This is a genomic window from Marinococcus sp. PL1-022, assembly GCF_033845285.1.
Taxonomy (GTDB): Bacteria; Bacillota; Bacilli; order Bacillales; family Marinococcaceae; genus Marinococcus.
In genome coordinates this window covers 3,020,800-3,046,983 of sequence record NZ_JAWXCX010000001.1, presented here as the reverse complement: position 1 = coordinate 3,046,983, position 26,184 = coordinate 3,020,800, and the positions used below count along the sequence as shown (strand labels likewise).

At 47.3% G+C, this 26,184-nt stretch carries 23 protein-coding genes and 1 other annotated feature; of the genes, 4 read left to right on the top strand and 19 right to left on the bottom strand.

Going from position 1 to position 26,184, the window contains the following annotated elements:
• Positions 1 to 12 precede the first annotated feature (12 nt).
• The 5 genes from SIC45_RS15575 to SIC45_RS15555 all read right to left on the bottom strand — a co-directional run bounded on the left by SIC45_RS15575 (position 13) and on the right by SIC45_RS15555 (position 5,940).
• Entirely contained in the window at positions 13 to 945 is a 933-nt protein-coding gene (locus tag SIC45_RS15575) for an ABC transporter ATP-binding protein (RefSeq protein WP_319632850.1), read from the bottom strand.
• 2 nt (positions 946 to 947) lie between these two features.
• Positions 948 to 2,000 (bottom strand): ABC transporter ATP-binding protein, encoded by a 1,053-nt coding sequence (locus SIC45_RS15570; RefSeq protein WP_298786838.1) that lies wholly within the window; start codon positions 1,998 to 2,000, stop codon positions 948 to 950.
• Positions 2,001 to 2,018: 18 nt separating this feature from the next.
• Positions 2,019 to 3,176, bottom strand: coding sequence for an oligopeptide ABC transporter permease (opp3C, locus tag SIC45_RS15565; RefSeq protein WP_298786836.1), 1,158 nt, complete (start codon positions 3,174 to 3,176; stop codon positions 2,019 to 2,021).
• A 5-nt stretch (positions 3,177 to 3,181) separates the two neighbouring features.
• Positions 3,182 to 4,108 carry an oligopeptide ABC transporter permease gene (opp3b, locus tag SIC45_RS15560; protein WP_319632849.1) on the bottom strand — a complete coding sequence of 309 codons (927 nt, stop codon included), beginning with the start codon at positions 4,106 to 4,108 and terminating at the stop codon, positions 3,182 to 3,184.
• A gap of 140 nt (positions 4,109 to 4,248) precedes the next feature.
• Positions 4,249 to 5,940 (bottom strand): peptide ABC transporter substrate-binding protein, encoded by a 1,692-nt coding sequence (locus SIC45_RS15555; RefSeq protein ID WP_319632848.1) that lies wholly within the window; start codon positions 5,938 to 5,940, stop codon positions 4,249 to 4,251.
• Positions 5,941 to 6,211: 271 nt separating this feature from the next.
• Between SIC45_RS15555 and SIC45_RS15550 the strand changes: the two genes are divergently transcribed.
• Positions 6,212 to 6,583 (top strand): DUF3899 domain-containing protein, encoded by a 372-nt coding sequence (locus SIC45_RS15550; protein WP_319632847.1) that lies wholly within the window; start codon positions 6,212 to 6,214, stop codon positions 6,581 to 6,583.
• Positions 6,584 to 6,635: 52 nt separating this feature from the next.
• On the opposite strand, the gene SIC45_RS15545 is transcribed toward SIC45_RS15550, so the two are convergent.
• The 14 genes from SIC45_RS15545 to dnaA all read right to left on the bottom strand — a co-directional run bounded on the left by SIC45_RS15545 (position 6,636) and on the right by dnaA (position 23,997).
• Entirely contained in the window at positions 6,636 to 7,094 is a 459-nt protein-coding gene (locus SIC45_RS15545) for an Lrp/AsnC family transcriptional regulator (RefSeq protein ID WP_298786827.1), read from the bottom strand.
• A 339-nt stretch (positions 7,095 to 7,433) separates the two neighbouring features.
• On the bottom strand, positions 7,434 to 8,714 hold the full coding sequence (gene serS / locus SIC45_RS15540) for a serine--tRNA ligase (RefSeq protein ID WP_319632846.1): 1,281 nt from the start codon (positions 8,712 to 8,714) through the stop codon (positions 7,434 to 7,436).
• Positions 8,715 to 8,776: 62 nt separating this feature from the next.
• Positions 8,777 to 8,996, bottom strand: a binding site (T-box leader).
• A 2-nt stretch (positions 8,997 to 8,998) separates the two neighbouring features.
• Positions 8,999 to 9,589, bottom strand: coding sequence for a pyridoxal 5'-phosphate synthase glutaminase subunit PdxT (gene pdxT / locus SIC45_RS15535; protein WP_298786820.1), 591 nt, complete (start codon positions 9,587 to 9,589; stop codon positions 8,999 to 9,001).
• A gap of 23 nt (positions 9,590 to 9,612) precedes the next feature.
• On the bottom strand, positions 9,613 to 10,497 hold the full coding sequence (pdxS, locus tag SIC45_RS15530; protein WP_319632845.1) for a pyridoxal 5'-phosphate synthase lyase subunit PdxS: 885 nt from the start codon (positions 10,495 to 10,497) through the stop codon (positions 9,613 to 9,615).
• Positions 10,498 to 10,662: 165 nt separating this feature from the next.
• Complete coding sequence (locus SIC45_RS15525) at positions 10,663 to 11,901, bottom strand: D-alanyl-D-alanine carboxypeptidase family protein (RefSeq protein ID WP_319632844.1); 1,239 nt, start codon at positions 11,899 to 11,901, stop codon at positions 10,663 to 10,665.
• 193 nt (positions 11,902 to 12,094) lie between these two features.
• On the bottom strand, positions 12,095 to 13,552 hold the full coding sequence (guaB, locus tag SIC45_RS15520; RefSeq protein WP_319632843.1) for an IMP dehydrogenase: 1,458 nt from the start codon (positions 13,550 to 13,552) through the stop codon (positions 12,095 to 12,097).
• A 193-nt stretch (positions 13,553 to 13,745) separates the two neighbouring features.
• Positions 13,746 to 14,771 carry an HD-GYP domain-containing protein gene (locus tag SIC45_RS15515; RefSeq protein WP_319632842.1) on the bottom strand — a complete coding sequence of 342 codons (1,026 nt, stop codon included), beginning with the start codon at positions 14,769 to 14,771 and terminating at the stop codon, positions 13,746 to 13,748.
• 155 nt (positions 14,772 to 14,926) lie between these two features.
• Positions 14,927 to 17,395 carry a DNA gyrase subunit A gene (gene gyrA, locus SIC45_RS15510; protein WP_319632841.1) on the bottom strand — a complete coding sequence of 823 codons (2,469 nt, stop codon included), beginning with the start codon at positions 17,393 to 17,395 and terminating at the stop codon, positions 14,927 to 14,929.
• Between the two features lie 119 nt (positions 17,396 to 17,514).
• Positions 17,515 to 19,431, bottom strand: coding sequence for a DNA topoisomerase (ATP-hydrolyzing) subunit B (gene gyrB, locus SIC45_RS15505; RefSeq protein ID WP_298787028.1), 1,917 nt, complete (start codon positions 19,429 to 19,431; stop codon positions 17,515 to 17,517).
• Between the two features lie 82 nt (positions 19,432 to 19,513).
• Positions 19,514 to 19,798, bottom strand: a complete 285-nt coding sequence (gene remB, locus SIC45_RS15500) for an extracellular matrix regulator RemB (protein ID WP_298786810.1) — start codon at positions 19,796 to 19,798, stop codon at positions 19,514 to 19,516.
• 13 nt (positions 19,799 to 19,811) lie between these two features.
• On the bottom strand, positions 19,812 to 20,930 hold the full coding sequence (recF, locus tag SIC45_RS15495; RefSeq protein ID WP_298786808.1) for a DNA replication/repair protein RecF: 1,119 nt from the start codon (positions 20,928 to 20,930) through the stop codon (positions 19,812 to 19,814).
• A gap of 10 nt (positions 20,931 to 20,940) precedes the next feature.
• Entirely contained in the window at positions 20,941 to 21,165 is a 225-nt protein-coding gene (yaaA, locus tag SIC45_RS15490; RefSeq protein ID WP_022792944.1) for a S4 domain-containing protein YaaA, read from the bottom strand.
• A gap of 202 nt (positions 21,166 to 21,367) precedes the next feature.
• Positions 21,368 to 22,510 carry a DNA polymerase III subunit beta gene (gene dnaN / locus SIC45_RS15485; RefSeq protein ID WP_298786806.1) on the bottom strand — a complete coding sequence of 381 codons (1,143 nt, stop codon included), beginning with the start codon at positions 22,508 to 22,510 and terminating at the stop codon, positions 21,368 to 21,370.
• A 146-nt stretch (positions 22,511 to 22,656) separates the two neighbouring features.
• Entirely contained in the window at positions 22,657 to 23,997 is a 1,341-nt protein-coding gene (gene dnaA / locus SIC45_RS15480) for a chromosomal replication initiator protein DnaA (RefSeq protein WP_319632840.1), read from the bottom strand.
• 624 nt (positions 23,998 to 24,621) lie between these two features.
• On the opposite strand from dnaA, the gene rpmH reads away from it, so the two are divergent.
• From rpmH to jag, 3 genes are all read left to right on the top strand, one after another.
• Positions 24,622 to 24,759 carry a 50S ribosomal protein L34 gene (rpmH, locus tag SIC45_RS15475; RefSeq protein WP_079474470.1) on the top strand — a complete coding sequence of 46 codons (138 nt, stop codon included), beginning with the start codon at positions 24,622 to 24,624 and terminating at the stop codon, positions 24,757 to 24,759.
• A gap of 100 nt (positions 24,760 to 24,859) precedes the next feature.
• Positions 24,860 to 25,222 carry a ribonuclease P protein component gene (gene rnpA, locus SIC45_RS15470; protein ID WP_319632839.1) on the top strand — a complete coding sequence of 121 codons (363 nt, stop codon included), beginning with the start codon at positions 24,860 to 24,862 and terminating at the stop codon, positions 25,220 to 25,222.
• 228 nt (positions 25,223 to 25,450) lie between these two features.
• Positions 25,451 to 26,080: an RNA-binding cell elongation regulator Jag/EloR gene (jag, locus tag SIC45_RS15465; protein ID WP_298786798.1), complete on the top strand. Its 630-nt coding sequence runs from the start codon at positions 25,451 to 25,453 to the stop codon at positions 26,078 to 26,080.
• Positions 26,081 to 26,184 lie beyond the last annotated feature (104 nt).

Here is a 26,184-nt window from a genome sequence, read left to right as displayed (position 1 = left end):
GGGAGAAATAATTTATACGGGTGCCTGCTGCTGCATTTCTTCAAATTCTTTACTAGTGCACAGCACGTAGTGATCCTTTGTTACTTCCCGGAATTCAGGCTCTTCACTCTGGTCATGATCCTCAGGGTTATAAGCGAGCCGGCGTCTTGTGCGTTCGTGCACCGGATCGGGCTGTGGAATCGCGGATAGAAGTGATTTTGTATATGGGTGCAGCGGATTTTTGTAAAGTTCTTCACTCGAAGCAAGCTCTACAAGCCGTCCGAAGTACATGACACCGATGCGGTCGCTGATATATTTTACCATGGACAGATCGTGGGCAATAAACAAGTACGTTAAATCCTCTTCCCGCTGAAGCTTTTTCATTAAGTTGACAACCTGTGCCTGAATTGACACATCGAGAGCCGAAATAGGCTCGTCAGCTATAATAAATTCCGGCTTCACAGCCAGTGCGCGCGCGATGCCGATCCGCTGGCGCTGGCCCCCGCTGAATTCGTGTGGATAGCGCTCCGCGTGTTCCCTGCTCAGCCCCACTGTCTCGAGAAGCTCATACACGCGCTGGCGACGCTCTTCTTTATCCTTTGCGAGTCCATGAATATCAATGCCTTCCGCAATAATATCAATGACCTTCATCCGCGGGTTCAATGAGGAATATGGATCCTGGAAAATCATCTGCATCTGCCGGTTAAACTTTTTCAGCTCCGACTTGGATTTTTTTCCCTGAACGTTTTCTCCCTTGAACAGAACCTCTCCGCTTGTCGCTTCGTACAGGCGGATAATCGAGCGCCCGGTCGTTGACTTTCCGCAGCCCGACTCCCCGACAAGTCCGAATGTTTCCCCTTTGTATATATCAAAATTCAAGCCATCTACTGCCCGCACGACACTCTTCCTGCCTGTTTTAAAGTGCTGACTCAGATTTTTGATCTCCAGTAATTTCTCATCGCTCATATCTACTGTCCTGCCTCCCATTTCCCGTCCATCTCGTCAATGCGCTGCTGTACTGAGGCGGGTGGTTGTACGTCCGGTGAGTTTTCGTGCAGCAGCCATGTGGCCGCGTAATGCGTCTCTGAAACCTGAAACATCGGTGGCTGCTCTTCGTAATCAATTTTCAACGCGTACCGGTTCCTCGGAGCAAAGGCGTCTCCCTTTGGCGGGTGAAGCAGATCCGGAGGCGTTCCCGGGATGGCAAACAATTCCTCCTCGCGCTGATCCACCGTCGGCATAGAGCCGAGAAGCCCCCAGGTGTAAGGGTGCTTGGGGTTATAAAAAAGCTCATCGACAGAGCCGATTTCTACAATTTTACCGGCGTACATGACCGCCACACGGTCCGCTACGTTAGCAACAACACCCAGATCGTGCGTAATGAAAATGATCGAGGTTTCGAACTCTTCCTGGATGTCTTTCATAATATCCAGAATCTGCGCCTGAATCGTTACGTCAAGCGCTGTTGTCGGCTCGTCTGCGATCAACACCTTCGGATCGCAGGCAAGCGCAATAGCAATTACCACCCGCTGACGCATACCGCCGGAAAACTGGTGCGGGTACTGATTCATTCTCGCCTTCGCGTCCGGTATCCGGACCAGCTCCAAAAGCCGTACCGCTTCTGTTTTCGCTTCCTCTTTGTTCATGCCGCGGTGCATCCGCAGCCCTTCCATCACCTGCGTTCCCACCTTCATCGTCGGGTTCAGGGACGTCATTGGATCCTGGAAAATCATCGCAAAATCCTTGCCGCGGTATTTGGTCATCTGCTTATCGCTCAGCTTGGCAAAATCCTCATCCCCGTATAGAATATTGCCGTTTTTAATATACCCCTTCGGTGCCGGGAGCAGGCCCATCAGCGCTTTTGTCGTTACCGATTTGCCCGATCCGGATTCGCCTACAATCGCCAGCGTCTCCCCTTTTCCGACCGAAAAGCTGACATCTCTTACAGCCTGAACTTCCCCGTTCGGTGTTTTAAAGGAAACACTTAAATTTTTTACGTCTAAAATGGTTTCATTACTCATGTTCGTTCCTCCCACATTCTAATCGCGCATCTTCGGATCAAACGCATCACGCATACCGTCAGCCAGAATGTTAAAGGCAATCATTAACACCGACAGCACAACGGCCGGGAATATTAATACGTGCGGCGTCGTCTGCAGGGCGTCAAAGCCGTTATCAATCAACACCCCGAGCGAGGCATTTGGAGGCTGCAGCCCCAGGCCGATAAAGCTCAGAAAAGCTTCAAAGAAAATCGCGTTTGGAATTGTAAACATTGTGTTGATAATGATTAAGCCCATAGTGTTCGGCACAAGGTGCTTGGTAATTACTTTCGAATTTGACAGCCCAAGCGTCTGCGAGGCCAGCACAAATTCTTCGTTTTTCAGCTTTAAGATTTCGCCCCGGACGATACGTGACATGCCAATCCACCCGGTAATCGCAATCGCAAGCGATATAGAGAGAATACCTGGATCCAGGACGACAATCATCAGAATTAAAATAACCAAATTCGGTATCCCGGAAAGAACTTCGAGTATTCTTTGCAGAATGTTATCTGTCTTTCCGCCAAAGAACCCGGAAATACCGCCGTAGGCAACACCTATAAACAAGTCAAGCAGCGTCGCGATGAGAGCAATGAACAAGGAAACTCTTGTACCGTCCCACGTCCTTGTCCACTGGTCTCTTCCCAACCGGTCCGTTCCGAACCAAAAATTATTTTCTTCTACTCCGGCTGCCGCATAGCTGTCCACACTAACCTGCACCTGAGCAGAGCCTACAGAGCCATCGCCTTCGCTTAATGTTTCGTATTGAACATAATCTTCATTGCCAAAACGGCTCTCGGCATTTGTTTGAGCCTGCTCCGCTGTAATATTTTCAAAAACATATGTTTCCTGGCCGTCCATGCCCAACCAGCCGATATTTTCAAGCACAGGAACCTTTGGAGGTAAATTCGACCGTGACAAATCCTGTTCTCTCGGGGTGTATTCATTCATCATTGGACCGAAGATAGCAAAAAATACGATGAGTAATAATGCTATTAAAGAAATCATCGCCGCTACGTTTTTACGCAGCGCCCGGAAAGCATCCTGCCAGAAAGTCCGGCTTGGACGGTTAATTTGCTCCATATCATCTTCCCGTACATCAGCTGGAGAGAATAGTTCTTTGTCGTATTTTTTTTCTTTATCATTTTCGTGCTGCATAACTTTTACTTCCCTCCATCCAGGCGGATTCTCGGATCAATGATACCGTAAAGAATATCGATGATTAAAATAATCAAAACAAATAAGAAACTAAAAAACAGCGTCGTGCCCATAATCATTGGGTAATCGTTTGTCGTTACAGCCGTAACAAACTGTTCCCCGATCCCCGGCACCGCAAAAATCTGCTCGATAACGAGAGTTCCTGTTAAAAGACTCACTGCAAGCGGCCCTAAAATCGTAATTAAAGGAATCAGGGCGTTACGCAGTCCATGCTTGAAAATAACTGCTGACCAGCCGACGCCTTTGGCTCTGGCTGTAGTGATGTAGTCTTTGTTTAATACCTCCAGCATTTCTGTACGCATAAATCTCGCACAAATGGCCATTGGAAATATAAGTAGCGCGATTGTCGGCATTATTGAATGGGCGAACGTTCCCCATGTCGCGACCGGGAACAACTGCCATTGCACACCTAAAAAGTATTGAAGCAATCCTGCAAAAATAAAGGATGGGATCGAAGTTCCAATAACTGCGAGCAGGGTGGAACCAAAGTCTAAAATACCGTTATGAAAAATAGCCGCGACCAATCCTAAAAGAGCTCCTAAAATCGAACCGATGAAAAGCGCTTGAATGCCCAGCTGCAGAGAAGGGCCAATCCGATTTCCAAGGATATCGGTTACTTCCCGGTTGTCAAATTGAAAGGAGATACCTAAGTTTCCCTGCACAAGTCCCAGCATATAGTCTACATATTGAAGCGGCACTGGTTTATCCAATCCGTACTGCTCCAGCACAATCTGCTGCTGGGATTCCGACAGCCGGTCTGCCGAGCTTAACGGCGTGCCGGGCATCAATTTCATTAAAAAGAACGTAACACTGGCGATAATAAATAAGGTAATCGCCATGTATACGATTCTAGTGGCAATATAACGTGCCATACATATTTCCTCCTTGTAAATGTCGCGATGTTTATTCATGGTTTGAACCTTTTAGATTTAGATACAAGGGAAAAGAGAGTATAAGCCAATTATTATGGATATACTCTCTTGCCCCCTGAAAATATTATTTTATTTAGTTGTTATTCCTCTGTGGCGTCTTCGTTCATGTAGGCCCATTTGTATTCAAAATCAGGACCAGCGGAGTTTACGACAACACCCTGGAGTGCCGGATTCCAGAGATACGCCTGAGCCTCCTGGTACATTGGAGCAATTACTGCGTCTTCCTCAATTAGAAGCTTTTCTGCTTCCAGGAAGTTGTCCCAACGCTCCTGCGGCTGATCAGCCAATTCGTTGTTTGCTTCTTCGATCAGGGAATCGTACTCTTCACTGGAATACCCAGTATGGTTGTTGCCGCTGTCTGTGACAAACAGGTTCATGAATGTGTTTGGATCCACATAGTCAGGTCCCCAACCGGACATCAACAGGTCATATTCCATATTTGTGTCGCGATCGAGACGCTCCTGGAACGGTACCTGCTGCACATTTACAGTCAATCCGTCCAGAGTGTTTTCCAGCTGCTCTTTAATATATGCACTCATATTTTGAGCTGATTCAGTATCACCTGTAAGGTAACCTAGCTCTGCGCTATCGGCGCCAATTTCTTCGAGACCCTGCTGCCAAAGCTCCTGGGCCTGCTCTTTATCAGTTGCTGAGAGGTTGCCATTTACTTCGCGGAAGTCCTCTTCTCCTTCAGGGCTGAAGACGAAGTCCCCCGGCATCAAGCCGCCCAGAGGCATTGAACCATTATTGAGAATAGTTTCTGTTAAGTCCTCTTTGTTCACAGCCATCTGGATGGCTTTACGTGTATTTTCGTTCGCAAGAATTTCATTTTCCTGGTTCATTTTAACGTACCAGGAGGTTGGCTGTTCTACTGCCCGGTAATCCTGATCCGTGCTGTACTCATCCACGAATTCTGCGGTTAATCCAGTTCGATCCAATTCCCCGGTTTCATACAGGTTAGTCCCTGTGGAAGGTTCTTTAACGACCTGTACGTTAATTTCCTCCAGCTGCACAGTGTCTGCATCCCAGTAATCTTCATTTTTTACATATTTCATGCTGTCTCCAGTGTTCCACTCTTCCATCGTAAATGGTCCGTTTGTGAGCATGTTGTCAGGATTGAGCGCATAATCATCGCCCTGCTCTTCAACAAATTCCTCATTCAATGGATAGAAGGTCGGGAACGTTGTTAAGGATTCAAAATATGGAGTCTGCTTTTCAAGAGAAACTTCCAGCGTATGTTCGTCTACCGCCTCTACCCCGAGTTCACTCGGCTCCATTTCACCTTCACTGATGGCAGTAGCGTTTTCAATAACACCGCCCATCATATAAGGTCCGTACTCGGAAGCTGTTTCCGGGTCTACTGCACGCTGCCAGGAATAAACGAAATCTTCGGCTGTTACAGGGTCTCCGTTCGTCCAGGTGGAGTCTTCCCGAAGGTTAAACGTCCATGTTGTACCGTCTTCACTAATCTCTGGTTCCCCCGTAGCAACACCATCAGTAATTTCCGCATTTTCGCCAAGGCGGTACAGGCCTTCATAAGTTTCTCCAGTCCACTGTATTCCAAACTCATCTGTAGTAAGAGATGGATCCATGGAAGGAATATCACCCGACTGCGCCAGGTTGACTACCTGATCACCGCTTGCCTGGCCTTCGCCGCCTCCGTCACCACCGCCGTCTCCGCCGGATTCTCCGCCCCCGCCGCCGGAACACGCTGCAAGTACTGTACTCGAGATTAATGCAGAAGCTAATACTGTCATTTTTGTTTTTTTCATAAGATATGTTGACCTCCCCAAAACTTTTATGTTCTTATTGTGTAAAATTTCTGTTTTCTCTGTATTTACAAAGTATACAAGATGTTGCGAATATTTTCATTAATTTTTTAATTTTTTGCGAAAATGAAAATTTATCCGCTTTGTCTATACGAAAAGCATTAATGTTTTTGCCCACAGGGCAATTATTCGTAAATGAAATGTTTCGTTCAGCGGCAGGCAGCAGTTGTGCTATAATAATGGGCGTTATAAAATTCCAGAAGGAGTACCGTCTATGCATTGGAAGCTGAATCTTTTCGTATTTGCCGCTAATTTAATAGCCGCCGGTCTGCTGTTATTCATTTTTTCTCCGGCCTTTGGACTGCTGAATATGATCAATTATGTGTTTTATGTAGGTCTGTTTTATTTAATCATTTTCATTGCAGCGTTTGTAATGCGCGGAGGGTTTTTTGATGCCATTACCCACAGCTTTCGGAAAGTGGCTCACCGGCTCGCCCCCTCCAGACCTTCAAATCAAGGCTGGGAACAACGGCTTGCGCCTTCTGAGGTCATCCAGACTTCTTTTTTCCGTGTGCTTTTCTTTCAAACCGTATCGCTGATAGTTCTGGATCTTTTACTGCTTGCTGTATACTACGCAGCTAATTAAACTGTTCCAGATTCATCTGCGCCCGTGGTACCACCACCTTTAATGTTTATTTTCATTCAGGAGTTAAATAAGAAAATGAATCCTTATACTGCTTTAATTCAACATTCACATCGGCGTTCAAAATTCCGTCAATCTGTGCTAAATCTCTGTTAACAAAATTCACTAAGTCCTCGTTATTTCTAAAATAAGCCTGTAAAATTAAATCATGATTACCGGAGAAAGCACCGACAAACCTTACTTCAGAAAAACGCTGGAGCTTACTCGCAATTTCATCCTGCATTCCGAGCTTTGTGCTCAGCCCGATAATTGTCTGCACATCGAGCCCTATTTTGTTCGGATTGGTATGTATGATAAATTCAAAAACACTATGCCGCAGCATTTTGTTAATTCTTGAACGGACAGTCCCCTCACTCACTCCCAGGCAGCGGGCAATTTCACTGTATGACTCCTTGCCGTTAGCCTGCAGATACCCGAGTATCGACATATCTACCTGGTCTAATGAAACGCTCATTGGCATCCCTTCTCTTTTTCCCATTCTCACCTTGATGACCTTGCATCCTTTATTACGAATCACCGAGATAACCACAGCTCACGTTAGTAATTTCGTAACAATTCCCCGGGTGGATTAACGTAATTATAAGTAATTGTTCTTATTATTGCAATATTCGTGAAAGAATTTTATGAATTTTTTTGTAAGATTATATAACGCCATATGATTCGAAAACAGCCCGAAGATACTCCCAATACTACAATGTAATCGCTTTCAATTCAATTACTTCTTCGCAAGCATTTTGCATAACTATAAAAAACTCTGGCCGCCTAAAGCGTCCAGAGTTTTATCGAAGCCTGCTTATTTTGCAGTAATATATTCTTTGTTGCCCATATAGCCGCGCAGCACTTCAGGAATTTTAATGCTGCCGTCCTCCTGCTGGTGATTTTCCATGATCGCTGCCACCGTTCGTCCCAGAGCAAGTCCTGAGCCGTTTAGCGTGTGCACAAATTCTGTTTTCGCATCGCGGTTCCGCTTAAAGCGGATGTTCGCGCGCCTGGCCTGGAAATCCTCAAAATTACTGCAGGACGAAATTTCTTTATAGTCTTCATAGCTCGGGAGCCATACTTCGATATCGTATTTCTTCGCTGCCGTAAAGCCCAGGTCCCCCGTGCACATGTTCATCACGCGATACGGAAGCTCGAGCAGCTGCAGTACTTTTTCCGCATGGCCGGTCAATGCTTCCAGCTCTTCATAGGAATCCTCCGGCGTCGTAAACCGCACAAGCTCCACTTTATTAAACTGGTGCTGGCGGATTAAGCCGCGGGTATCGCGTCCTGCCGAGCCTGCTTCAGAGCGGAAGCAGGCACTGAATGCCGTATAGGCTTTCGGCAGCTCTTTTCCTGCGAAAATTTCTTCTCGGTGCATATTCGTGACAGGCACTTCTGCCGTTGGTACGAGAAAATAGTCCTCTTCCCGAATCTGAAAGGCGTCCTCCTCAAATTTTGGAAGCTGGCCGGTGCCGGTCATGCTTTCACGGTTTACCATGTACGGAGGAATCAATTCTTCATAGCCGTGTTCATCGCTGTGCAGATCCATCATAAACTGAATCAGTGCCCGTTCCAGACGGGCCCCTGCTCCTTTATAAAACATGAACCGGCTTCCGGTTACTTTTGCAGCCCGCTCAGCATCAAGCATATTCAGCTCCACACCAAGTTCCCAGTGCGGCTTCAGGGCAAAATCAAACACTGGCGTTTCTCCCCAGACCCTTACCTCTTCGTTATCCGATTCATCTTCGCCAACCGGAACTGTTTCATGTGGAACATTTGGAATGGAAAGCAGAATCTGCTGCAGGCGCTCATCCTTTTCACGGATTTGCTCATCCAGTTTTTTAACCCTGCCTGATACGTCCCGCATTTCTGCAATCAGTTCATCGGCGTCTTCTTTATTTTTCTTTTTAGCTGCGATTTCATCGGAGACGGTGTTACGCCGTTGTTTTAACTCCTCTGTCTCCTGAATCAGGTCTCTGCGTTCACGGTCGAGTTCTTCAAAGGAATCCAGTTCGCTGATATCTTCGTTTCGTTTTGAAAGCTGCTCTTTTACTGCATCAAAATCATTTCGTAATCGTTTAGGGTCCAGCATAGGTGATGCCTCCTTCATAATAGTAGCTGTTTATATATTATAAAAAAGCCCCGCCCCTGTGAATCAGGGACGAGACTTTAATTCCCGCGTTGCCACCCTTGTTGCAGTAAACGTTACTGCCGGCTTTTTCTCTCATCCGTTAACGGGGACGAATCGAAAACGGCTACTCAAGTTCACCGTTTTACTCCGGACGGGATTCCTTCCGCATTTTCATCGGTTCACACCAGCCACCGACTCTCTGGAGAAGCATGCAAAAGTACTATTGTCCATCAACGCGATTGTATTTACACATTTACTGCCGCCTGTGCTTCTCGTACCATCTGTACGAAATACTGATGAAATCTGCGGTCGTTCGTCAGCTCCGGATGAAAGGAGCAGGAAAGCAGATGATCCTGCCGCGCCACCACAATTTCATCTTTATATTCTGCAAGCACTTCGACATTCTGTCCAACTTCCGTAATCAACGGAGCCCGGATAAATACCGCTTCGACATCATCTGCAACTCCGCGAATGGAAAGCTCGGTTTCAAAGCTTTCACGCTGGCGGCCGAATGCATTACGCTGAACCGTCATGTCCATCAGCTCGAGATGGCCTTCCGGCTCGCCTACCACGTCGGTTGCCATTAAAATCAAGCCGGCACATGTGCCGAATATGGGCTTTCCTGCCTTGGCAAATGCCTGCAGCGGCTCAAAAAATTGATATTTTTCCACCAGCCGCCGCATCGTCGTGCTTTCGCCGCCTGGAAAGACCAATCCATCGATTTCTTCAAGCTGTTCCGGCCGTTTTACGATAATAACTTCCGTATCAGGGGCCTCCAAGCTTTTGGCATGTTCACGAACAGCGCCTTGAAGAGCTAAAACGCCGATTTTCATCATGAGTAAAACCCCCTGTATTTATATTACTGACTGCGGTCCTGCATGCGGTCAAAGCCTTCAAGCTGGGAAATATCCATACCGCTCATTGCAGTGCCCAGTCCCTTGGACAGCTTAGCGATCAGTTCATAATCCTCATAGTGAGTCGTCGCCTCTACGATGGCCCGGGCAAATTTATCCGGATATTCGGATTTGAAAATGCCGGAGCCCACGAATACGCCGTCGGCGCCAAGCTGCATCATTAAAGCAGCGTCAGCTGGTGTTGCTATGCCGCCTGCTGCAAAGTTAACAACTGGGAGGCGGCCTCTGTCGCGAATTTGAAGCAGCAACTCGTACGGCGCACCAAGATTTTTCGCTTCCGTCATTAATTCGTCCTTCGACAGGCCGATCACTTTGCGGATTTGAGACTGGATCAAACGCATATGACGTACTGCTTCCACAATGTTGCCGGTGCCCGGCTCCCCTTTTGTGCGAAGCATGGAAGCTCCTTCGCCAATACGGCGGGTCGCTTCCCCAAGATCGCGGGCTCCACAGACAAACGGTACTGTATATTCGGTTTTATCCATATGATACACATCGTCCGCCGGTGTAAGCACTTCGCTTTCATCAATATAATCAGCACCGAGCGACTCGAGCACCCGGGCTTCCACGATGTGACCGATACGGGCCTTTGCCATTACAGGAATCGATACAGCGTCCATCACTTCCTGGACAATCGTAGGGTCTGCCATGCGGGCTACGCCTCCGGCAGCACGGATGTCTGACGGCACCCGTTCCAGTGCCATAACAGCTACTGCTCCTGCCTCTTCGGCGATTTTCGCCTGTTCTCCGTTAACGACGTCCATGATAACGCCGCCCTTTTGCATTTCCGCCATGCCTCTTTTAACGCGGTCTGTTCCTCTCTCTGCCATACTTCAGCCCTCCAGCTCCATTATTCTATCTGCTGCCACCGATTTTTGCGGTGTAATAATAACGCTCAGTAGCCCTATTGTAACACTATACTATATCCGGATAAAGCATCTTGTTTGCAGCCAAAAAAGCTTTTCTGCCAGCTTTTATTTTCCAGCCGCCGCGTGCTAGACGCTGCTGAAAAGGTTGCTGACGCTCTGAACAATATTTCCAAACCATCCGCGCTTCTCTACAGCTTCATCCGCTATCAGAGGCACTTCTGTGCGACTAGCGCCGTCCTGCACATATGAGGCTTCGCTGTTGGTAACAACCACTGTCCCGACTTCTTCCCCTTTTTCAATCGGGGCTTCATTTTTGGACACAGCAATCTCATATTCCGGTTCTATTTCCTCTGACGAAATCAGCTCGAGCTCTTCTCCAGCTGTCACATCTATGCTTTCTTCCTGTCCGCCTTCGATTTCAATGGAGGATTCCCCATCGATTTCTGCCCCTTTTTCCACGAGGGTCTGGCTTTTTAGCTCTCTTTCAGCATAATCATATAGTTTAGCCGTTTCGGTAAAACGCGACATCTTCGTTTCTGCATTCATCACTACCGATATATATCTGTTTCCGTCCTGTTCAATTGTTCCGGTAAAAGCATTTCCGGCCAGATCAGTCGTACCTGTTTTCAGGCCGTCCACTCCTTCGTATTCCTGTTCAAGCCCCGGGAGCATTTTATTCCAGTTAATCATATCGATTGGTTCTTCCGAATCTTCGTTGAATGTTTTTTTCGGAATGCCTGCCACATCCAACACCTCAGGGTACTCATCCAAAAGATGATAAGCCAAAAGGGCAGTATCGTTTGCTGACATCATGTTTTCTGCATTTTCTTCGCTGCCTTCCGGGGCGTAGCCCATCATCGTAGAATTATTCAGCCCGGTCGCATTTACAAATTCATAATTCTCCATGCCAAGCTCCCCGGCCTGCTGATTCATCCGGTCGGCAAAAGCTGCCTCACTGCCCTCAATGTGTTCTGCCAGAGCGATCGTTGCTCCGTTCGCAGAGTAAATGGCCATAGCCTCGTAGAGCTCTTCGACCGTATAGGCTTCGTCCTGACGAAGAGGCACGTTGGATAAATTTGTCTGAAGAGAAAGCTCGCGGACTTTATCGCTGATTGCTACTTCATCGTTCCAGCTGATATCTCCGTCTTCGATCGCTTTGTTTACTATGTATTCTGTCATCATTTTGGACATGCTGGCTGCAGGAAGAAGCTCATCGGTATTGTCTTCAAAAACTACCTGCCCCGTGTCTGCATCTATCATAATAGAAGCACTGGCTTCTATATCAGGCTCTGCTGCTTGAGCCGGCGTGCTGCCGAACATCCATATGGCTGCAGCCGCCACGCAGGAAACACCTGCTGTTTTCAACTTATTTCTCCTCAATCTCTGCACCTCCGTGGTGTTTTGCTATCGCATATTTTACCACAGCCCCATTTTAAAACATACCTGCCATTGTTCCTTTTATAAAGCCGTCTGTGTCCGACAGCATCCACAAATATTTCCCGGGAAATACCTTTTACATTAAAAAAGGACGGGAGCCACTGGCCCCCGTCCTTCATTCTTAGGAAGAGTAGTTTGGTGCTTCTTTTGTAATCTGAACGTCATGAGGGTGACTTTCCCGCAGGCCGGCGTTGGTAATCCGTACAAAACGGGCATCTTCACGCAAAGATGAGATCGTTGGGGTACCGCAGTAGCCCATGCCGGCCCTCAAGCCACCGAGCAGCTGATGAATCGTGTCCTTCAGTGGGCCTTTATAAGGAATACGGCCTTCAATGCCTTCCGGTACAAGCTTTTGGCTGTTTTCCTGGAAATAGCGGTCCTTGCTTCCCTGCTCCATAGCGCTCATCGAGCCCATACCGCGGTAGACCTTAAACTGGCGGCCCTGATAAATTTCACGTTCTCCAGGACTTTCTGTCACTCCTGCAAGCAGGCTGCCGAGCATAACTGCATGAGCACCGGAAGCCAGAGCTTTGGCGATATCGCCGGAATATTTGATTCCGCCGTCGGCAATAATCGGTACATTATGCTTGTCCGCTTCTTCTGCACACTCATATACAGCGGTGATCTGCGGAACACCCACGCCCGCTACTACGCGGGTTGTACATATCGAGCCCGGGCCGATGCCGACTTTTACAATATCGGCTCCTGCCTCGATTAAATCCCTGGTTCCTTCAGCTGTAGCTACGTTGCCGACTATCAGCACAACCTCAGGATAGCTGTGGCGGATTTCTGCAATTTTATCAAGCACGCCTTTGGAATGGCCGTGGGCAGTATCGATCACAATAGCATCGGCTTCTGCTTTAACCAGAGCTTCCACGCGTTTATCTGTATCAGCGCTCACTCCGACAGCTGCTCCCACAAGCAGTCTTCCCTGGGTATCCTTCGCTGAATGAGGGAATTCGATTACCTTCTCGATGTCTTTAATCGTAATAAGTCCCTTCAGCGTACCATCCTTTTCTACAAGAGGAAGCTTTTCAATTCTGTGTTTCTGCAGTACATCCTCCGCTTCCTCAAGCGTGGTTCCGACCGGGGCTGTAACGAGGTTGTTAGAGGTCATCACCTCTTTAATTCCGATCGAATAATCTTCAATAAAGCGGAGATCGCGGTTCGTAATGATTCCCACCAGCTTTTGGTTCTCGTCCACGATCGGTACACCAGAAATGCGGTATTTCCCCATGAGATGCTCTGCATCGAACACCTGGTGGTCGGGATGAAGGAAGAAAGGATTCGTAATAACTCCGCTTTCTGAACGCTTCACCTGGTCCACCATTTCTGCCTGGGCTTCGATAGACATGTTTTTATGCACTATACCGAGACCGCCGGCCCGCGCCATCGCAATCGCCATATCTGCTTCCGTCACTGTATCCATTCCAGCACTTACAACAGGAATATTTAAAGGAAGCTTATCGGTTAACGATGTCCGTACTGATACATCCCTTGGATGAATATCAGATCTTGCCGGTAACAATAAAACGTCATCAAACGTTAGACCTTCTTGGGAAAACTTATCTGCTCGCACGAATCTTCCTCCTTCAAAATGGTTGATTTTACAGGATTTCTCACTGCCCTGCTGCCTGTAACTATATTTATTTCTAATATCTTATCACGTTTGGGCCAGTCTCAGAAGTAAAAGGAATATGTTTTATTTTTCCGAAAATTTATAAACAGGCGCTAATAATTATGTAAAGGATTACAAAGCTGGATCCACCATGCTAGATCACATGATGGATGGCTGATTTTTCATTCAGCTGGACGACCTTCCCATCTTGCTCAAGCTGGACCAGCGGATATTCTATCTCACGGCGGTCCAGGTGCACAATCGAAGCAGAGCTGCCGTCGGCGAGCTGCACCTTCTTTCCGGTCATCACAGTAATGAACTGCTCTGTTAATGTTTCCACTACAGCAGGAGGAAGCTTTCCAAACGATTGCATCGTCAGCTCACGCATCGCATGAAAAGCCGATTTTCCCTCATTTTCCAGCCGTTCGCCTGCCATGGCGTGATACATGTCTGCCGCTGCTACGAGGCTGCTCAGCACATATATTTTGCCGCCTTTCATCCCAAGTGGATAACCGCTTCCGTCTTCGCGTTCATGGTGCTGCAAAATAGCAAGCAATACCTCATCGCTGATCAATCCGGTAGCCTTCGCCATCTGGTAGCTCTGAATTGGATGCTTTCCCGCCTTCTGCCGCTCTGCAGCAGAAACTCTGGCCAGGGAAGCGTCACACAAGAGCCCGGCGAGTGCCGCTCCGAGCCATTCCTTCCGGCTGCAGCCATGCTTTTTAGCCAGCAGCGCAGCCAAAAGCGCCACTGATACCGCATGATGACTCTCGTACTTTTCCAGCTCTGCAAACTGGTAGCTTGTAAATATATGAGAAGCGTTTTCTTCAATATCCTCGAGCAGGGGGGCCACAACCGCCCGTGCTTTTTTCATTTCGATGGGAGCTCCGGCTGTCCAGGAGCGCCACATGGCTTCATGAGCCTCCACCGCTGTATCGTAAACGTCTTCAAACACCGGCCGATGCTCTCTGGCTGTCTCAGTCTCTTCCGCTGGAGAAAAGGGATCACCGTTGACAAGCACCGGCTTTACTTCAATATACTCCACAAGAAACTGTTTGATAATATCGACTAAATGCTCTGTCAGCGCCGTTTGTTTTCTGACCACCGGCGTTTCATTCACTGCATAGACATCATTCACCAGCACGCATCCTGGCACTGCCTGATTAATATGTATTCGCATGGAGACTCCTCCATTCTTCCTGATATAATAATTCTATTTTACTATTTTCCTTGAAAAATACCACTACTTTCACCGTTCTTATACAGAATTTTAGAATAAAATTCCATTTTTCACATAAAAAAGACCGGCCGTTTAAAATACGGCCGGGTCTCAAATTATTCTTCTTCTGATTCTGCTGGAACATTTTCTTCTTCGGCAGCTTCGTGTTCAATTACAGGTGCTACTGTGGACACAGCTTCGCCTTTATCAAGGCGGATAAGTCGCACGCCCTGGGCGTACCGGCCGAGTCTTGAAACGTCACCAACCTGCATCCGGATAACAACCCCGTGAATGGTCATCACCATCAGATCAATGTCCAACGGTACTGAACGCATCGCTGCGAGTTCTCCCGTGCGGCTTGTGAGTTTAATCGCCTTTAACCCTTTTCCGCCACGGTTCTGCTTACTGAATTCTTCAATTGAGGTAAGCTTCCCGTATCCTTTGTTTGTCACCATCAGGATCATTTCATTCTCCACTGAAATATCCATACCTACTACTTCGTCATCCTCACGAAGCGAAATTGCTTTAACTCCGGAAGCGGTCCGCCCCATCGAGCGCACGTCCTCTTCATCAAAGTGAATGGACATTCCCTGCTTTGTACCGATGATTAAGGAATCATCTCCGGAGGTAAGCCGTACGCCGTGAAGCTCATCGTCCTCCCGGACGTTAATAGCGAACAGGCCGCCCTTACGGATATTTGAGAAGGCAGAGAGAACGGTTCTTTTCGAAATTCCTTTTTTCGTCAGGAAGAAAAGATAAGCGTTTTCCGAGAATTCCTCGATCGGAATGACGGTGCTGATATACTCCCCTTTATCAATCTGGAGGAGATTAATTAACGGAATCCCTTTAGCCGTACGGCTTAATTCAGGAATTTCGTAAGCCTTCAGACGGTATACTTTTCCTTTGTTGGTGAAGAAAAGAATGGTCTGGTGGGAATTGGTCGTCAGCAGATGCTCTACAAAGTCATCTTCGTTTGTACCCATTCCCTGGACCCCGCGTCCACCGCGGCGCTGGCTCCGGTACGTATCAATCGGCATACGTTTAATGTAGCCCTGATGCGAGATAGTGACTACTACATCCTGCCGCGGAATAAGGTCTTCATCTTCGATGGAATTCTCTCCGGCTTCGAGACGTGTCCGCCGGTCATCACCGAATTTTTCCTTCACTTCGGTAAGCTCTTCCCGGATAATTTCGAGCACCCGTTCTTCGTTAGCCAAAATTTCCTTCAGCTCCCGGATCCGCTCCATCAGCTCCCGGTACTCCTGTTCAATCTTATCTCTTTCGAGTCCGGTTAAACGCTGCAGACGCATGTCGAGAATAGCCTGAGCCTGATCTTCACTCAAATCATAGTTGTCCATCAAACCGTTTCTTGCGATGTCTGTGGTTTCCGATCCCCGGATCAGTTCAATCACCGCATCCAGATGGTCAAGCGCCACCCGCAGGCCTTCCACAATGTGGGCCCGGGCCTCTGCTTTTCGAAGTTCAAAAGCAGTCCGGCGCTTAATAACTACTTTTTGGTGCTCGAGGTAGTGATACAGACATTCCTTGAGGTTCAGCACCTTCGGCTGGCCGTTCACAAGAGCCAGCATGTTAATACCAAAGCTCGTCTGCAGCGCCGTCTGCTTGTACAGGTTATTTAAAATAACGTTGGCGTTGGCATCTCTTCGTACTTCCACGACGACCCGCATGCCGTTACGGTCTGATTCGTCGCGCAGATCAGTAATGCCATCGATTTTTTTATCGCGCACAAGCTCTGCAATACGCTCCACCAGCCGGGCTTTGTTCACCTGGTACGGCAGCTCATCTACGATGATTGTTTCCTTACCTTTTTTATCTTCTTCAATGTAGGCGTGCGAACGGATGATTATTGAGCCTTTGCCCGTCTGATACGCCTTCCGGATGCCGGAGCGGCCTAAAATGGAAGCAGCCGTTGGAAAATCCGGCCCGGGAATATAGTCCATCAGCTCTTCTACTGTAATATCAGGATCTTCACTCAGGGCAAGTACCCCGTCAATAACTTCTTCAAGACGGTGCGGCGGAATATTGGTAGCCATGCCTACGGCAATTCCGGAGGTGCCGTTGACCAGCAGGTTCGGGAAACGCGCCGGCAGAACCACGGGCTCCCGCTCGTTGCCGTCATAGTTTTCCTGGTAATCAATTGTGTCTTTGTTAATATCGCGGACCATCTCAAGCGATATTTTAGACATTTTCGCTTCAGTGTAACGCATTGCTGCTGCTCCGTCTCCGTCCACGGAACCGAAGTTTCCGTGTCCGTTAACGATTGGGTGGCGGTAGCTGAAATCCTGGGCCATCCGCACCATCGTTTCATAAACCGCGGAGTCGCCGTGCGGATGGTATTTACCGATAACGTCACCAACGATACGGGCCGACTTCCGGAACGGTTTTTCCGGCGTCATGCCGAGTTCGCTCATTGCAAATAAAATACGCCGGTGCACCGGCTTCATTCCGTCGCGAACGTCCGGGAGGGCCCGGCTGACGATAACACTCATCGCGTAGTCTAAAAACGAGGTCCGCATTTCCTCGCCAATACCAATCTCCGTGACTCTGGATTCGTTTTCTGCCATTGCAGTAACCTCCTACTTTCTATTCCAGCAGGCTGAAGTGCCTGTTTCTGCTATATTCGATAGAAACCCCCGCTTTAATCTTTTGCGGGGGTTTCTTTGTTTCACCTTAATAACGGCTCTTACACGTCGAGGTTCTGTACGTAATGCGCGTTTTCCTGAATAAAGTCACGACGCGGCTCTACGTGATCGCCCATCAGTGTTTCAAACACTTCATCGGCCACCATTGCTTCTTCAAGCGTCACCTGCATCGTCGTTCTTGAATCCGGATCCATGGTCGTTTCCCAAAGCTGGGTCGGATTCATTTCCCCAAGTCCTTTATAGCGCTGAAGATTTGGTTTTGGCTGCGCCGGAAGCTCAGCCAGTGCAGGCTGAAGTTCACGCTCGAAAAAGAGATAGCGAACGTATTTGCCCTGCTGGACCTTATACAGAGGCGGCTGGGCAATATAAATGTATCCTCTTTCAAGCAGCGGCCGCATGTAACGGTAAAAGAAGGTTAGCAGAAGTGTCCGGATATGGGCTCCGTCCACATCGGCATCCGTCATAATAATAATGCGGTGATAGCGGGCCTTTTCGATGTCAAATTCGTTGCCGATTCCTGTTCCGAGAGCTGTAATAATGGTCCTGATCTCATTGTTGGCAAGAATTTTATCCAGGCGCGCTTTTTCCACGTTCAGAATTTTTCCGCGAAGCGGCAGAATAGCCTGGAAATGCCGGTCCCGGCCCTGTTTGGCTGAACCGCCGGCAGAATCCCCTTCGACGATATACACCTCACTGCTCGCTGCATCCTTTGAGGTGCAGTCGGCCAGTTTTCCCGGAAGCGAACTGACTTCGAGGGCACTTTTACGGCGGGTTAATTCCCTTGCTTTTTTCGCAGCATCCCGTGCCCTTGAGGCCATCAGTCCTTTTTCTACGATCGTCCTGGCTGTATCCGGATTTTCGCTCATAAACCTCGAAAAATGCTCCGAGAATAATGAATCTGTAATGGTACGGGCTTCCCCGTTCCCTAATTTTGTTTTTGTCTGTCCTTCAAACTGCGGATCCGGAATTTTCACGCTGACAATCGCAACGAGGCCTTCACGTACATCGTCTCCGATTAAGTTTGGATCGTTTTCTTTGAACAGGCTGTTTCTGCGGGCATAGTCGTTAATAACTCTCGTCAGCGCCGTCCGGAATCCCGACTCGTGGGTACCGCCTTCATGGGTATTAATATTATTTGCAAACGAATATACATTGCTCGTATATCCATTGTTGTACTGCATGGCTACTTCCACCTGAATATCGTTGCGGGTTGCTTCAAGAAAAATCGGCTCTTTGTGGAGTGTGTCCTTCTGACGATTCAGGTATTCCACAAAGGAAGCAATGCCGCCTTCGTAATGATAGGTCTGGACCTGCTCTTCCTCCGTGCGTTTATCGGTACACGTAATATGGAGCCCGCGGTTAAGAAATGCAAGTTCGCGTACACGGGTGGTGAGCGTTTCAAATTCAAACTCGGTTGTTTCTTCAAAGATGTCCGGGTCCGGTTTAAAGCGGATCTTCGTTCCCCGTTTATCTGTCTTACCGACGGTTTCAAGGTCGTGCTGCGGAATACCGCGGCGGTAAGCCTGCTGATAGATCTCGCCTTCTCTGTGGACTTCGATATCAAGCGTTTCGGAAAGAGCGTTCACTACGCTCGCTCCCACGCCGTGAAGCCCGCCGGAAACTTTATAGCCCCCGCCGCCAAATTTACCGCCGGCGTGAAGCACGGTCATAATAACCTCCACGGCCGGACGCCCCATTTTTTCGTGCATGCCGACAGGCACACCGCGGCCGTTGTCTTCCACGGTAATGCTGTTGTCTTCTTCGATCGTAATATATATTTGGTCACAATAGCCGCCCATGGCTTCATCAATGCTGTTATCAACGATCTCCCACACTAAATGGTGAAGTCCTCTGGACGTTGTAGAGCCGATATACATGCCTGGACGTTTCCGGACTGCTTCGAGTCCTTCAAGTACCTGGATTTGATTTTCATCGTATGAATTTTGGTTCATCGACAATCTGTTCACCTTCGCTTCCTGCGGGATCAACTCTCGCGTTTAGTCCGTAATTACCTGCCGTCGTTTTCATCACTCTGTATGCTCAGTTTTCTTTGGCAGACTGTATTTCTTCATGATATTCATCATATTCTGAAATAATCTGCGATCTGCGCTTCAGCGTTAACGAAGAAATAGGGGAGAAATAAACCTTCTCTTTTGTAACCACGACGGACTTTGCTTCGGAATCTGCAATTTGTTCTTTATCATCATTTTCCACTGCCTGCAGGAACTGTCTTGTAATGCTTGAAGAATCCTGGCTGTTGCTGTCTAAAATAGCGATAACGTCTTTTGAACGTATTACAGTGCCGTCGCCTAAATGTATAAACAATGTGATTCACCACCTACTGTTTTTCCAATTGTCCCTGGCGGGCCGTAAATACCGTTGCCCGCTCGATTGTCTCGTGCTTGATGCTTTCAATGCTTGTTGTTGTAACAAAGGTCTGTACTTTTCCCTGGATCGCGTCCAGTAAATGAGACTGCCGATGCTGATCCAGTTCAGAGAGGACGTCATCAAGCAGCAGGATGGGATACTCCCCTACGTAAGACCGGATCAGCTCTATCTCTGCCATTTTTAACGATAAGGCAGCTGTTCGCTGCTGGCCCTGGGAGCCGTAAGTCTGTACGTCCCTGTCGTTGACCAGAAGCTTCATTTCATCCCGGTGCGGCCCTGCAAGCGACAGTCCCCGCCGGATTTCATTTTCTCTGCGGCGCTCAAGCTCTGCGCGAAGCTGTTCAGCGAGTACTGAGGCTTCCATTTCCGCATGAATGTTTGCAGAGGGGTCGTACTGCAGCTTAAGCTGCTCGCGGTCCTGTGTGATCCGTGTATGAATCTCTGAGGCCCATCCTTCAAGCTGCTGCAAAAATCCGTAACGCCGCTGGATTACTTTTACGGCTGCTTCAATGTATTGCTCGTCGATGACCTCAAGTGTTAATTCCTGTTCCCGGCTCGGTGCGGGAAACATGCCCTTCAGCAGCTGGTTGCGCTGCTTTAGAATACGCTGATACTTGGAAAGATCGTGCAGGTACACCGGGCTGATCTGACCAATCTCCATATCAATAAAACGCCGCCTCATATTCGGCCCGCCTTTTACAAGGTTCAAATCCTCCGGGGCAAACATGACGACGTTGCATGCGCCTATATATTCACTTAGCTTTTTTTGTTCGATGCCATTCTTTTTTACCTTTTTTCCTTTAGCCGAAAGAATAACCTCAAGATCAACATGACGCTGCTCCCGCTCTACTGAAGCTTCGATACGGGCAAAGTCGTGATCCCAGCCAATCAGCTCCCTGTCTTTGGAAGTCCGGTGGGATTTCGCAAAAGCAAGCATATGAATGGCTTCCATCAGGTTTGTTTTTCCCTGGGCATTTTCCCCGACAATAACGTTTACGGTGTTCTCTATCTGCAGGGCAATATCACCGTAGTTGCGATACTGCTTGAGCCGAATATTTTTTACATACACAGGCCTGTGCTCATCCTTCGCCGGTACCGATAGTGAAGCTTCCGTTCTCTTCGACTTCCACTACGTCCCCTGGATACAGCTTTCTTCCCCTGCGGGCTTCTTCTTCTCCATTCACTTCCACAGCGAATTCAGAGAGAAACCACTTTGCCATGCCACCTGTATCGATGATTCCAGCTTCTTTGAGGAACTGGCCGAGTGTTATATATTCGGTTGTGATATTAATCGCCTCTCCCATATCGATCCTCCCGACGCCGGATATTAAAGCATAATTATTACTTCTGCCTGTTTCCGAACATATTTCATTCATACTCTATATTTTACTAAAAATAAGCGGAAAATGCCAGTATATCGCACTATTCGTTTCACATTCCCTGTCAGCTTAACATAAGAAAAACGGCCTCCTGTTTTATACAAAAGGCCGTATAATTGTTCGACTTTTAATACGTGCGGACCGGGGAGAATAAATGCAGCATCTGATCATGGTCTGTCGGACGCACTACAAACGGGCTCATCGCCCCGGTAAATTGAATATGAATTTTTTCACTGTCGATTACTTTTAGGGCATCTGTGATATTTTTTCCGTTAAACGAAATGCGAAGCTCTTCTCCGTCTATTTTATCACAATCGATGTTTTCCGTCACTTTCCCAATTTCGGAAGAAACGGAGTTAATCTCGACCCTTCCGTCTCCAAGTGTTTTTAAGTTGATTACGTTGTTTTTCGTTTCTCTTGAAAGCAGCAGTGCCCGGTCGAGTGACTGCAGTAATTCCTTTGTGGACAGCTCCACGCCGGTTTTGGTTTCAGAAGGGATCATATTTTTGGTCACCGGATATTTCCCGTCAAGAAGCCGGGAATAAAACAGAAGATGTGGAAAACGGAACATCACCTGGGTTTCCGTGATAATAATTTCGACAGTGGAATCATCATCGCTCAGCAGACGGCTTAATTCATTCAGGCTTTTACCCGGAATGACAATGTTGGATAAATCAGGAGCGTCTGAACCTGCCTCGAGACTAGCTTTCCGGAGAGCGAGCCGGTGACTGTCTGTAGCAGTACAGATGAGTTCTCCGTTTTCGCTTTCAAGGTTTACACCTGTCAGTACCGGTCGCGTTTCCTGGGCTGACACGGCAAAAACTGTCTGGCGGATCATATCCTTGAGTAAGCTCTGTGGCAGATGGAACATATTTGTATCATCAAGCTTTGGCAGCCGTGGATATTCTTCCGGGTCCAGACCGTTCAGGTTAAACACGACAGAGCCCGAACGAATCGTAGTGGCAAACTGATCCTGTACCACCACTTCGATCTCTTCTCCCGGAAGCTTTTTCACTATTTCTGCAAAAAAGCGGGCCTGAAGTACAATGCTCCCCTGCTCGTGCACCTGAACATACTGAGTATCGTTCTCTTCTGTTGGAATGAACGTTTCAATGGATATGTCAGAATCGCTGCCGGTTAACGTTACTCCATCGGCGGCTGCAACGATTTTAATTCCAGTCAGTATCGGAATTGTCGTTCTGGAGGAGACAGCTTTATTTACGTTTTGTACATGTTGCACAAATTGATCTCGATTGACGGTGAAATGCATAGGTCATCTCCCTTTATATATATTGTTTTTAAAGTAGTAATAGTAGTAGGGCTTGTTAGTAATGTGGATAAATAAGATTTGAACTGCCAATTCAGGCATTTGCCCCTGTGAGTAAGTTGTGTATAACTTCAGGGTGTTATCCACACCTATGTGCGTAACTGATCGATGATTCCCTGGACTGTTTTTTGCAGTTCTGTGTCTGTAGACATTAGATTTGATATTTTTTCGTGGGCATGAATGACTGTCGTATGGTCTCTGCCGCCAAAAGCCTCGCCGATTTTTGGCAGGGAGGCATCGGTCATTTCCCTGGACAGATACATGGCGATCTGACGCGGAAAAGCAATGCTCTTCGTACGTTTTTTTGCTTTTAATTCCGGCACAGGCATCTGAAACTGGGTCGCCACCCGTTCCTGGATGTGCTCAATAGTGACTGTCTTAGGCTGGGCGGTAGGAATGATATCTTTCAAGGCTTCAGCTGCGAGGTCAGCATTCATGTCCTGATTGATCAACGAAGAATAAGCGACAACACGGATGAGCGCCCCTTCAAGTTCACGAATGTTTGTATCAATTTGATTGGCAATATAGAGCATGACCTCGTTTGGAATATCGAGCATTTCCGCCTTTGCTTTTTTACGCAGAATAGCGATTCTTGTTTCCAGGTCCGGCGGCGTGATATCAGTGATTAATCCCCATTCAAACCGGGATCGGAGCCGGTCTTCAAGCGTTGGTATTTCCTTTGGCGGGCGGTCACTGGAAATGACAATTTGCTTGCTTTCTTCATGAAGAGCATTGAAGGTGTGGAAAAACTCTTCCTGGGTCTGCTCTTTTCCCGCTAAAAACTGAATATCGTCGATGAGCAGTACATCGACGTTTCGATATTTGTTCCGGAAATGCACAGCTTTGTTGTCCCGGATAGCGTTGATAAACTCGTTGGTGAATTTTTCAGAGGACAAGTACATAACCTTGGCATTGGGATTATGATCAATAACGTAATGGCCGATGGCATGCATCAAGTGGGTTTTTCCAAGGCCGACCCCGCCGTAAATAAACAATGGATTGTACGCTTTGGCCGGTGCTTCAGCTACTGCAAGCGAGGCAGCGTGGGCAAAACGGTTCCCGGAGCCGATCACGAAAGTATTAAATGAGTATTTATCATTCAGCATGCTCTTTGGAGGGTCCTGGCTGGAACCGGACGGAGCTGCTTTTAGGGGCGCTGGTTCATTTTCCACCGGGGCTTCAGCCTGCGGGATCACAAATTTTACCTGCAGCGCGGATCCGGTGATATCTTCTAAAGCGTCAGTAATCAGGTTTGTATAACGGCTCTCAAGCCAGTCACGGGCAAACTCGTTCGGTGCTTCAATAATGACGGTATCTCCTTGAAGATCCGAGGCCTCTGTTGCTTTCAACCACGTTTCATAGCTTGGTTTACTTACTTTTTCCTGCATTAGTTCCAATGTCTGGTTCCATAAATCAGTAATATTTTCCAATAAGGACGCACTCCTCTCGTACAGGCTTAGCAGTATACAATGGTTTGGCTGGAGACTCAAATCGCTGGAAAGACAGAAAAGGCTTCTATCTTATCATGGTGAAAGAAAGAAACCCAATAAGTGAATATGCGGGAAATGCATATTGTATACGGTATAAAATTATTTTGAAATAATAATAAAATTATGTAAAAAAAGAAATACACATAATACACAGGGCTGTGAATAACATTGTCCAATGGCTGTGGAAAATTATCCACAAAGTTATCAACAGCTGTGGATAAGATTGCATTGTATGAAATGTTATTAACAGAAACTTAATCCATAATAGCAAATAAAAAGACGAATAACAACGGGAACATATTTGTTTATCCACAAACTCAAGAACTTGTGTATAGAAACTATCCACAGCACTAGATTATGTGTACAAGTTGTTTATAACGCTGTGGGCATTTTTTATGTTCGCTTTTATCTATCCACACAGTAACAAAGAATTGCTGTGTACAAACATAGGAAAAACAGCTGCCGGTATCGCTCAGGGGGTGGTTGACAGTTTTTCTTATTCTCTATATAATTTACGGGAATGTTTTCGAACGTTTATTACTCCTTGAGGAGGTGCGATACACTATGGGAAAACCAACATTTACCCCTAACAACCGGAAGCGTAAAAAAGTACACGGTTTCCGTGCGAGAATGGGAACAAAGAACGGTCGTCAGGTTTTGAAAAATCGTCGTCGTAAAGGTAGAAAAGTATTATCTGCATAAGAAGGCCACGGATTCTATCCAGTGGTCTTTTTTTCTGTCTTCAGCCGGAACGAAAAATAAAAATGCCGGCGGTTATTATAGGAAAAAGGGGAACCGGGTGATGAAAAAGCAAAATCGTTTAAAAAAGAATCACGAGTTCAGCTATATTTTTGCGCACGGAACTTCCTTTGCCAACCGGCAATTTGTGCTTTATACCTTAAAAAAAGACGAACAGGTTCATTACCGGGCAGGACTCACCGTCAGTAAGCGAATGGGAAACGCCGTCATGCGCAACAGGATCAAGCGCTATCTGCGCGAAGCTGTATCGGAGCTTGAGCCCCGGATCCAAGGAGGCTACGACCTGGTAGTGATAGCGAGGAAACCAGTAGCGGATATGGACTACCATGAAACGAAAAAAAGTCTGACCCATGTATTTAAAAAGGCCGGTTTGTTAAACTCAGGTAAAGCAAAGCCCGAAAAATAGAAAAAAGCTGTTTTCGTTTCTGTACCGGCAGCGGGCGGAAGCGAAAATACTTTTAAAATAGAGGAATTTCCGCTGGTACTGAAGAAATTGTTTACAGGAGCCATGCGTAAATGAACTTCAAATTATCTTACACATATATGTATATGCGGCATACGTGATATAGCCATGCCCGTAATAAACGAAAATAAGGCACTGAGCAACGTAAGGAACGAGGAGGGCGGGGTAACGGTGAACCAATCGATGAAGGTTTCCGGGAAAACAGTAGAAGAAGCTTTGGATACAGCTGTACAGAAATGGGAAACGACAATAGACCGTATCGAGTATCAGGTGCTTGAAGAACCAAGAAAAGGATTTTTGGGTATTGGAGCGAAGCAGGCTTCTGTTGAAGTAATTCTTCGAATCGATCCTGTGGAGGAAGCGGCTGCGTACTTAAAAGACCTGGTTCAGGCTATGAATGTGGAAGCAGAAGTGGAAGTACAGATCTCAAGAAAGCATACTGCGATGGAGATCAAAGGCTCTTCGCTGGGCCTGCTGATTGGAAAACGCGGAAAAACCCTCGATGCGCTCCAGCATCTTACGAACACAGCTGCCAATAAATATGCTGATGCCAAACAGCATATTGTACTTGACGCTGAAAATTATCGTGGGAAACGAAAAGAATCACTGCAGCGGTTTGCAGACCGGATGGCTGGGAAAGCACTCCGGGAATCCAGAACAATTAAACTTGAGCCCATGGACGCAGCGGAGCGAAAAATTATTCATCAGACCCTGCACCAGCACAACAGCATTGAAACAACGTCGTCAGGAAAAGAACCAAGACGCCATGTAGTAATTACTCCCGTTGAAAAGAAAAGCTAAAATAAGAGAAACTGCCGCCTGGGACTACCGGGCGGTTTTTTAAATAGGCAGATATACACAGGTTATCCACATGTGGATAAAAACCTTTTGCGAAATGCTTTCAT

Bases quoted from the DNA above. Each gene is read 5' to 3' on its own strand.
- SIC45_RS15575 (WP_319632850.1), bottom strand. From the start codon at position 945: ATGAGCGATGAGAAATTACTGGAGATCAAAAATCTGAGTCAGCACTTT.
- SIC45_RS15570 (WP_298786838.1), bottom strand. From the start codon at position 2,000: ATGAGTAATGAAACCATTTTAGACGTAAAAAATTTAAGTGTTTCCTTT.
- opp3C (WP_298786836.1), bottom strand. From the start codon at position 3,176: ATGCAGCACGAAAATGATAAAGAAAAAAAATACGACAAAGAACTATTC.
- opp3b (WP_319632849.1), bottom strand. From the start codon at position 4,108: ATGGCACGTTATATTGCCACTAGAATCGTATACATGGCGATTACCTTA.
- SIC45_RS15555 (WP_319632848.1), bottom strand. From the start codon at position 5,940: ATGAAAAAAACAAAAATGACAGTATTAGCTTCTGCATTAATCTCGAGT.
- SIC45_RS15550 (WP_319632847.1), top strand. From the start codon at position 6,212: ATGCATTGGAAGCTGAATCTTTTCGTATTTGCCGCTAATTTAATAGCC.
- SIC45_RS15545 (WP_298786827.1), bottom strand. From the start codon at position 7,094: ATGAGCGTTTCATTAGACCAGGTAGATATGTCGATACTCGGGTATCTG.
- serS (WP_319632846.1), bottom strand. From the start codon at position 8,714: ATGCTGGACCCTAAACGATTACGAAATGATTTTGATGCAGTAAAAGAG.
- pdxT (WP_298786820.1), bottom strand. From the start codon at position 9,589: ATGATGAAAATCGGCGTTTTAGCTCTTCAAGGCGCTGTTCGTGAACAT.
- pdxS (WP_319632845.1), bottom strand. From the start codon at position 10,497: ATGGCAGAGAGAGGAACAGACCGCGTTAAAAGAGGCATGGCGGAAATG.
- SIC45_RS15515 (WP_319632842.1), bottom strand. From the start codon at position 14,771: ATGCGAATACATATTAATCAGGCAGTGCCAGGATGCGTGCTGGTGAAT.
- gyrA (WP_319632841.1), bottom strand. From the start codon at position 17,395: ATGGCAGAAAACGAATCCAGAGTCACGGAGATTGGTATTGGCGAGGAA.
- yaaA (WP_022792944.1), bottom strand. From the start codon at position 21,165: ATGGGAGAGGCGATTAATATCACAACCGAATATATAACACTCGGCCAG.
- dnaN (WP_298786806.1), bottom strand. From the start codon at position 22,510: ATGCATTTCACCGTCAATCGAGATCAATTTGTGCAACATGTACAAAAC.
- rpmH (WP_079474470.1), top strand. From the start codon at position 24,622: ATGGGAAAACCAACATTTACCCCTAACAACCGGAAGCGTAAAAAAGTA.
- rnpA (WP_319632839.1), top strand. From the start codon at position 24,860: ATGAAAAAGCAAAATCGTTTAAAAAAGAATCACGAGTTCAGCTATATT.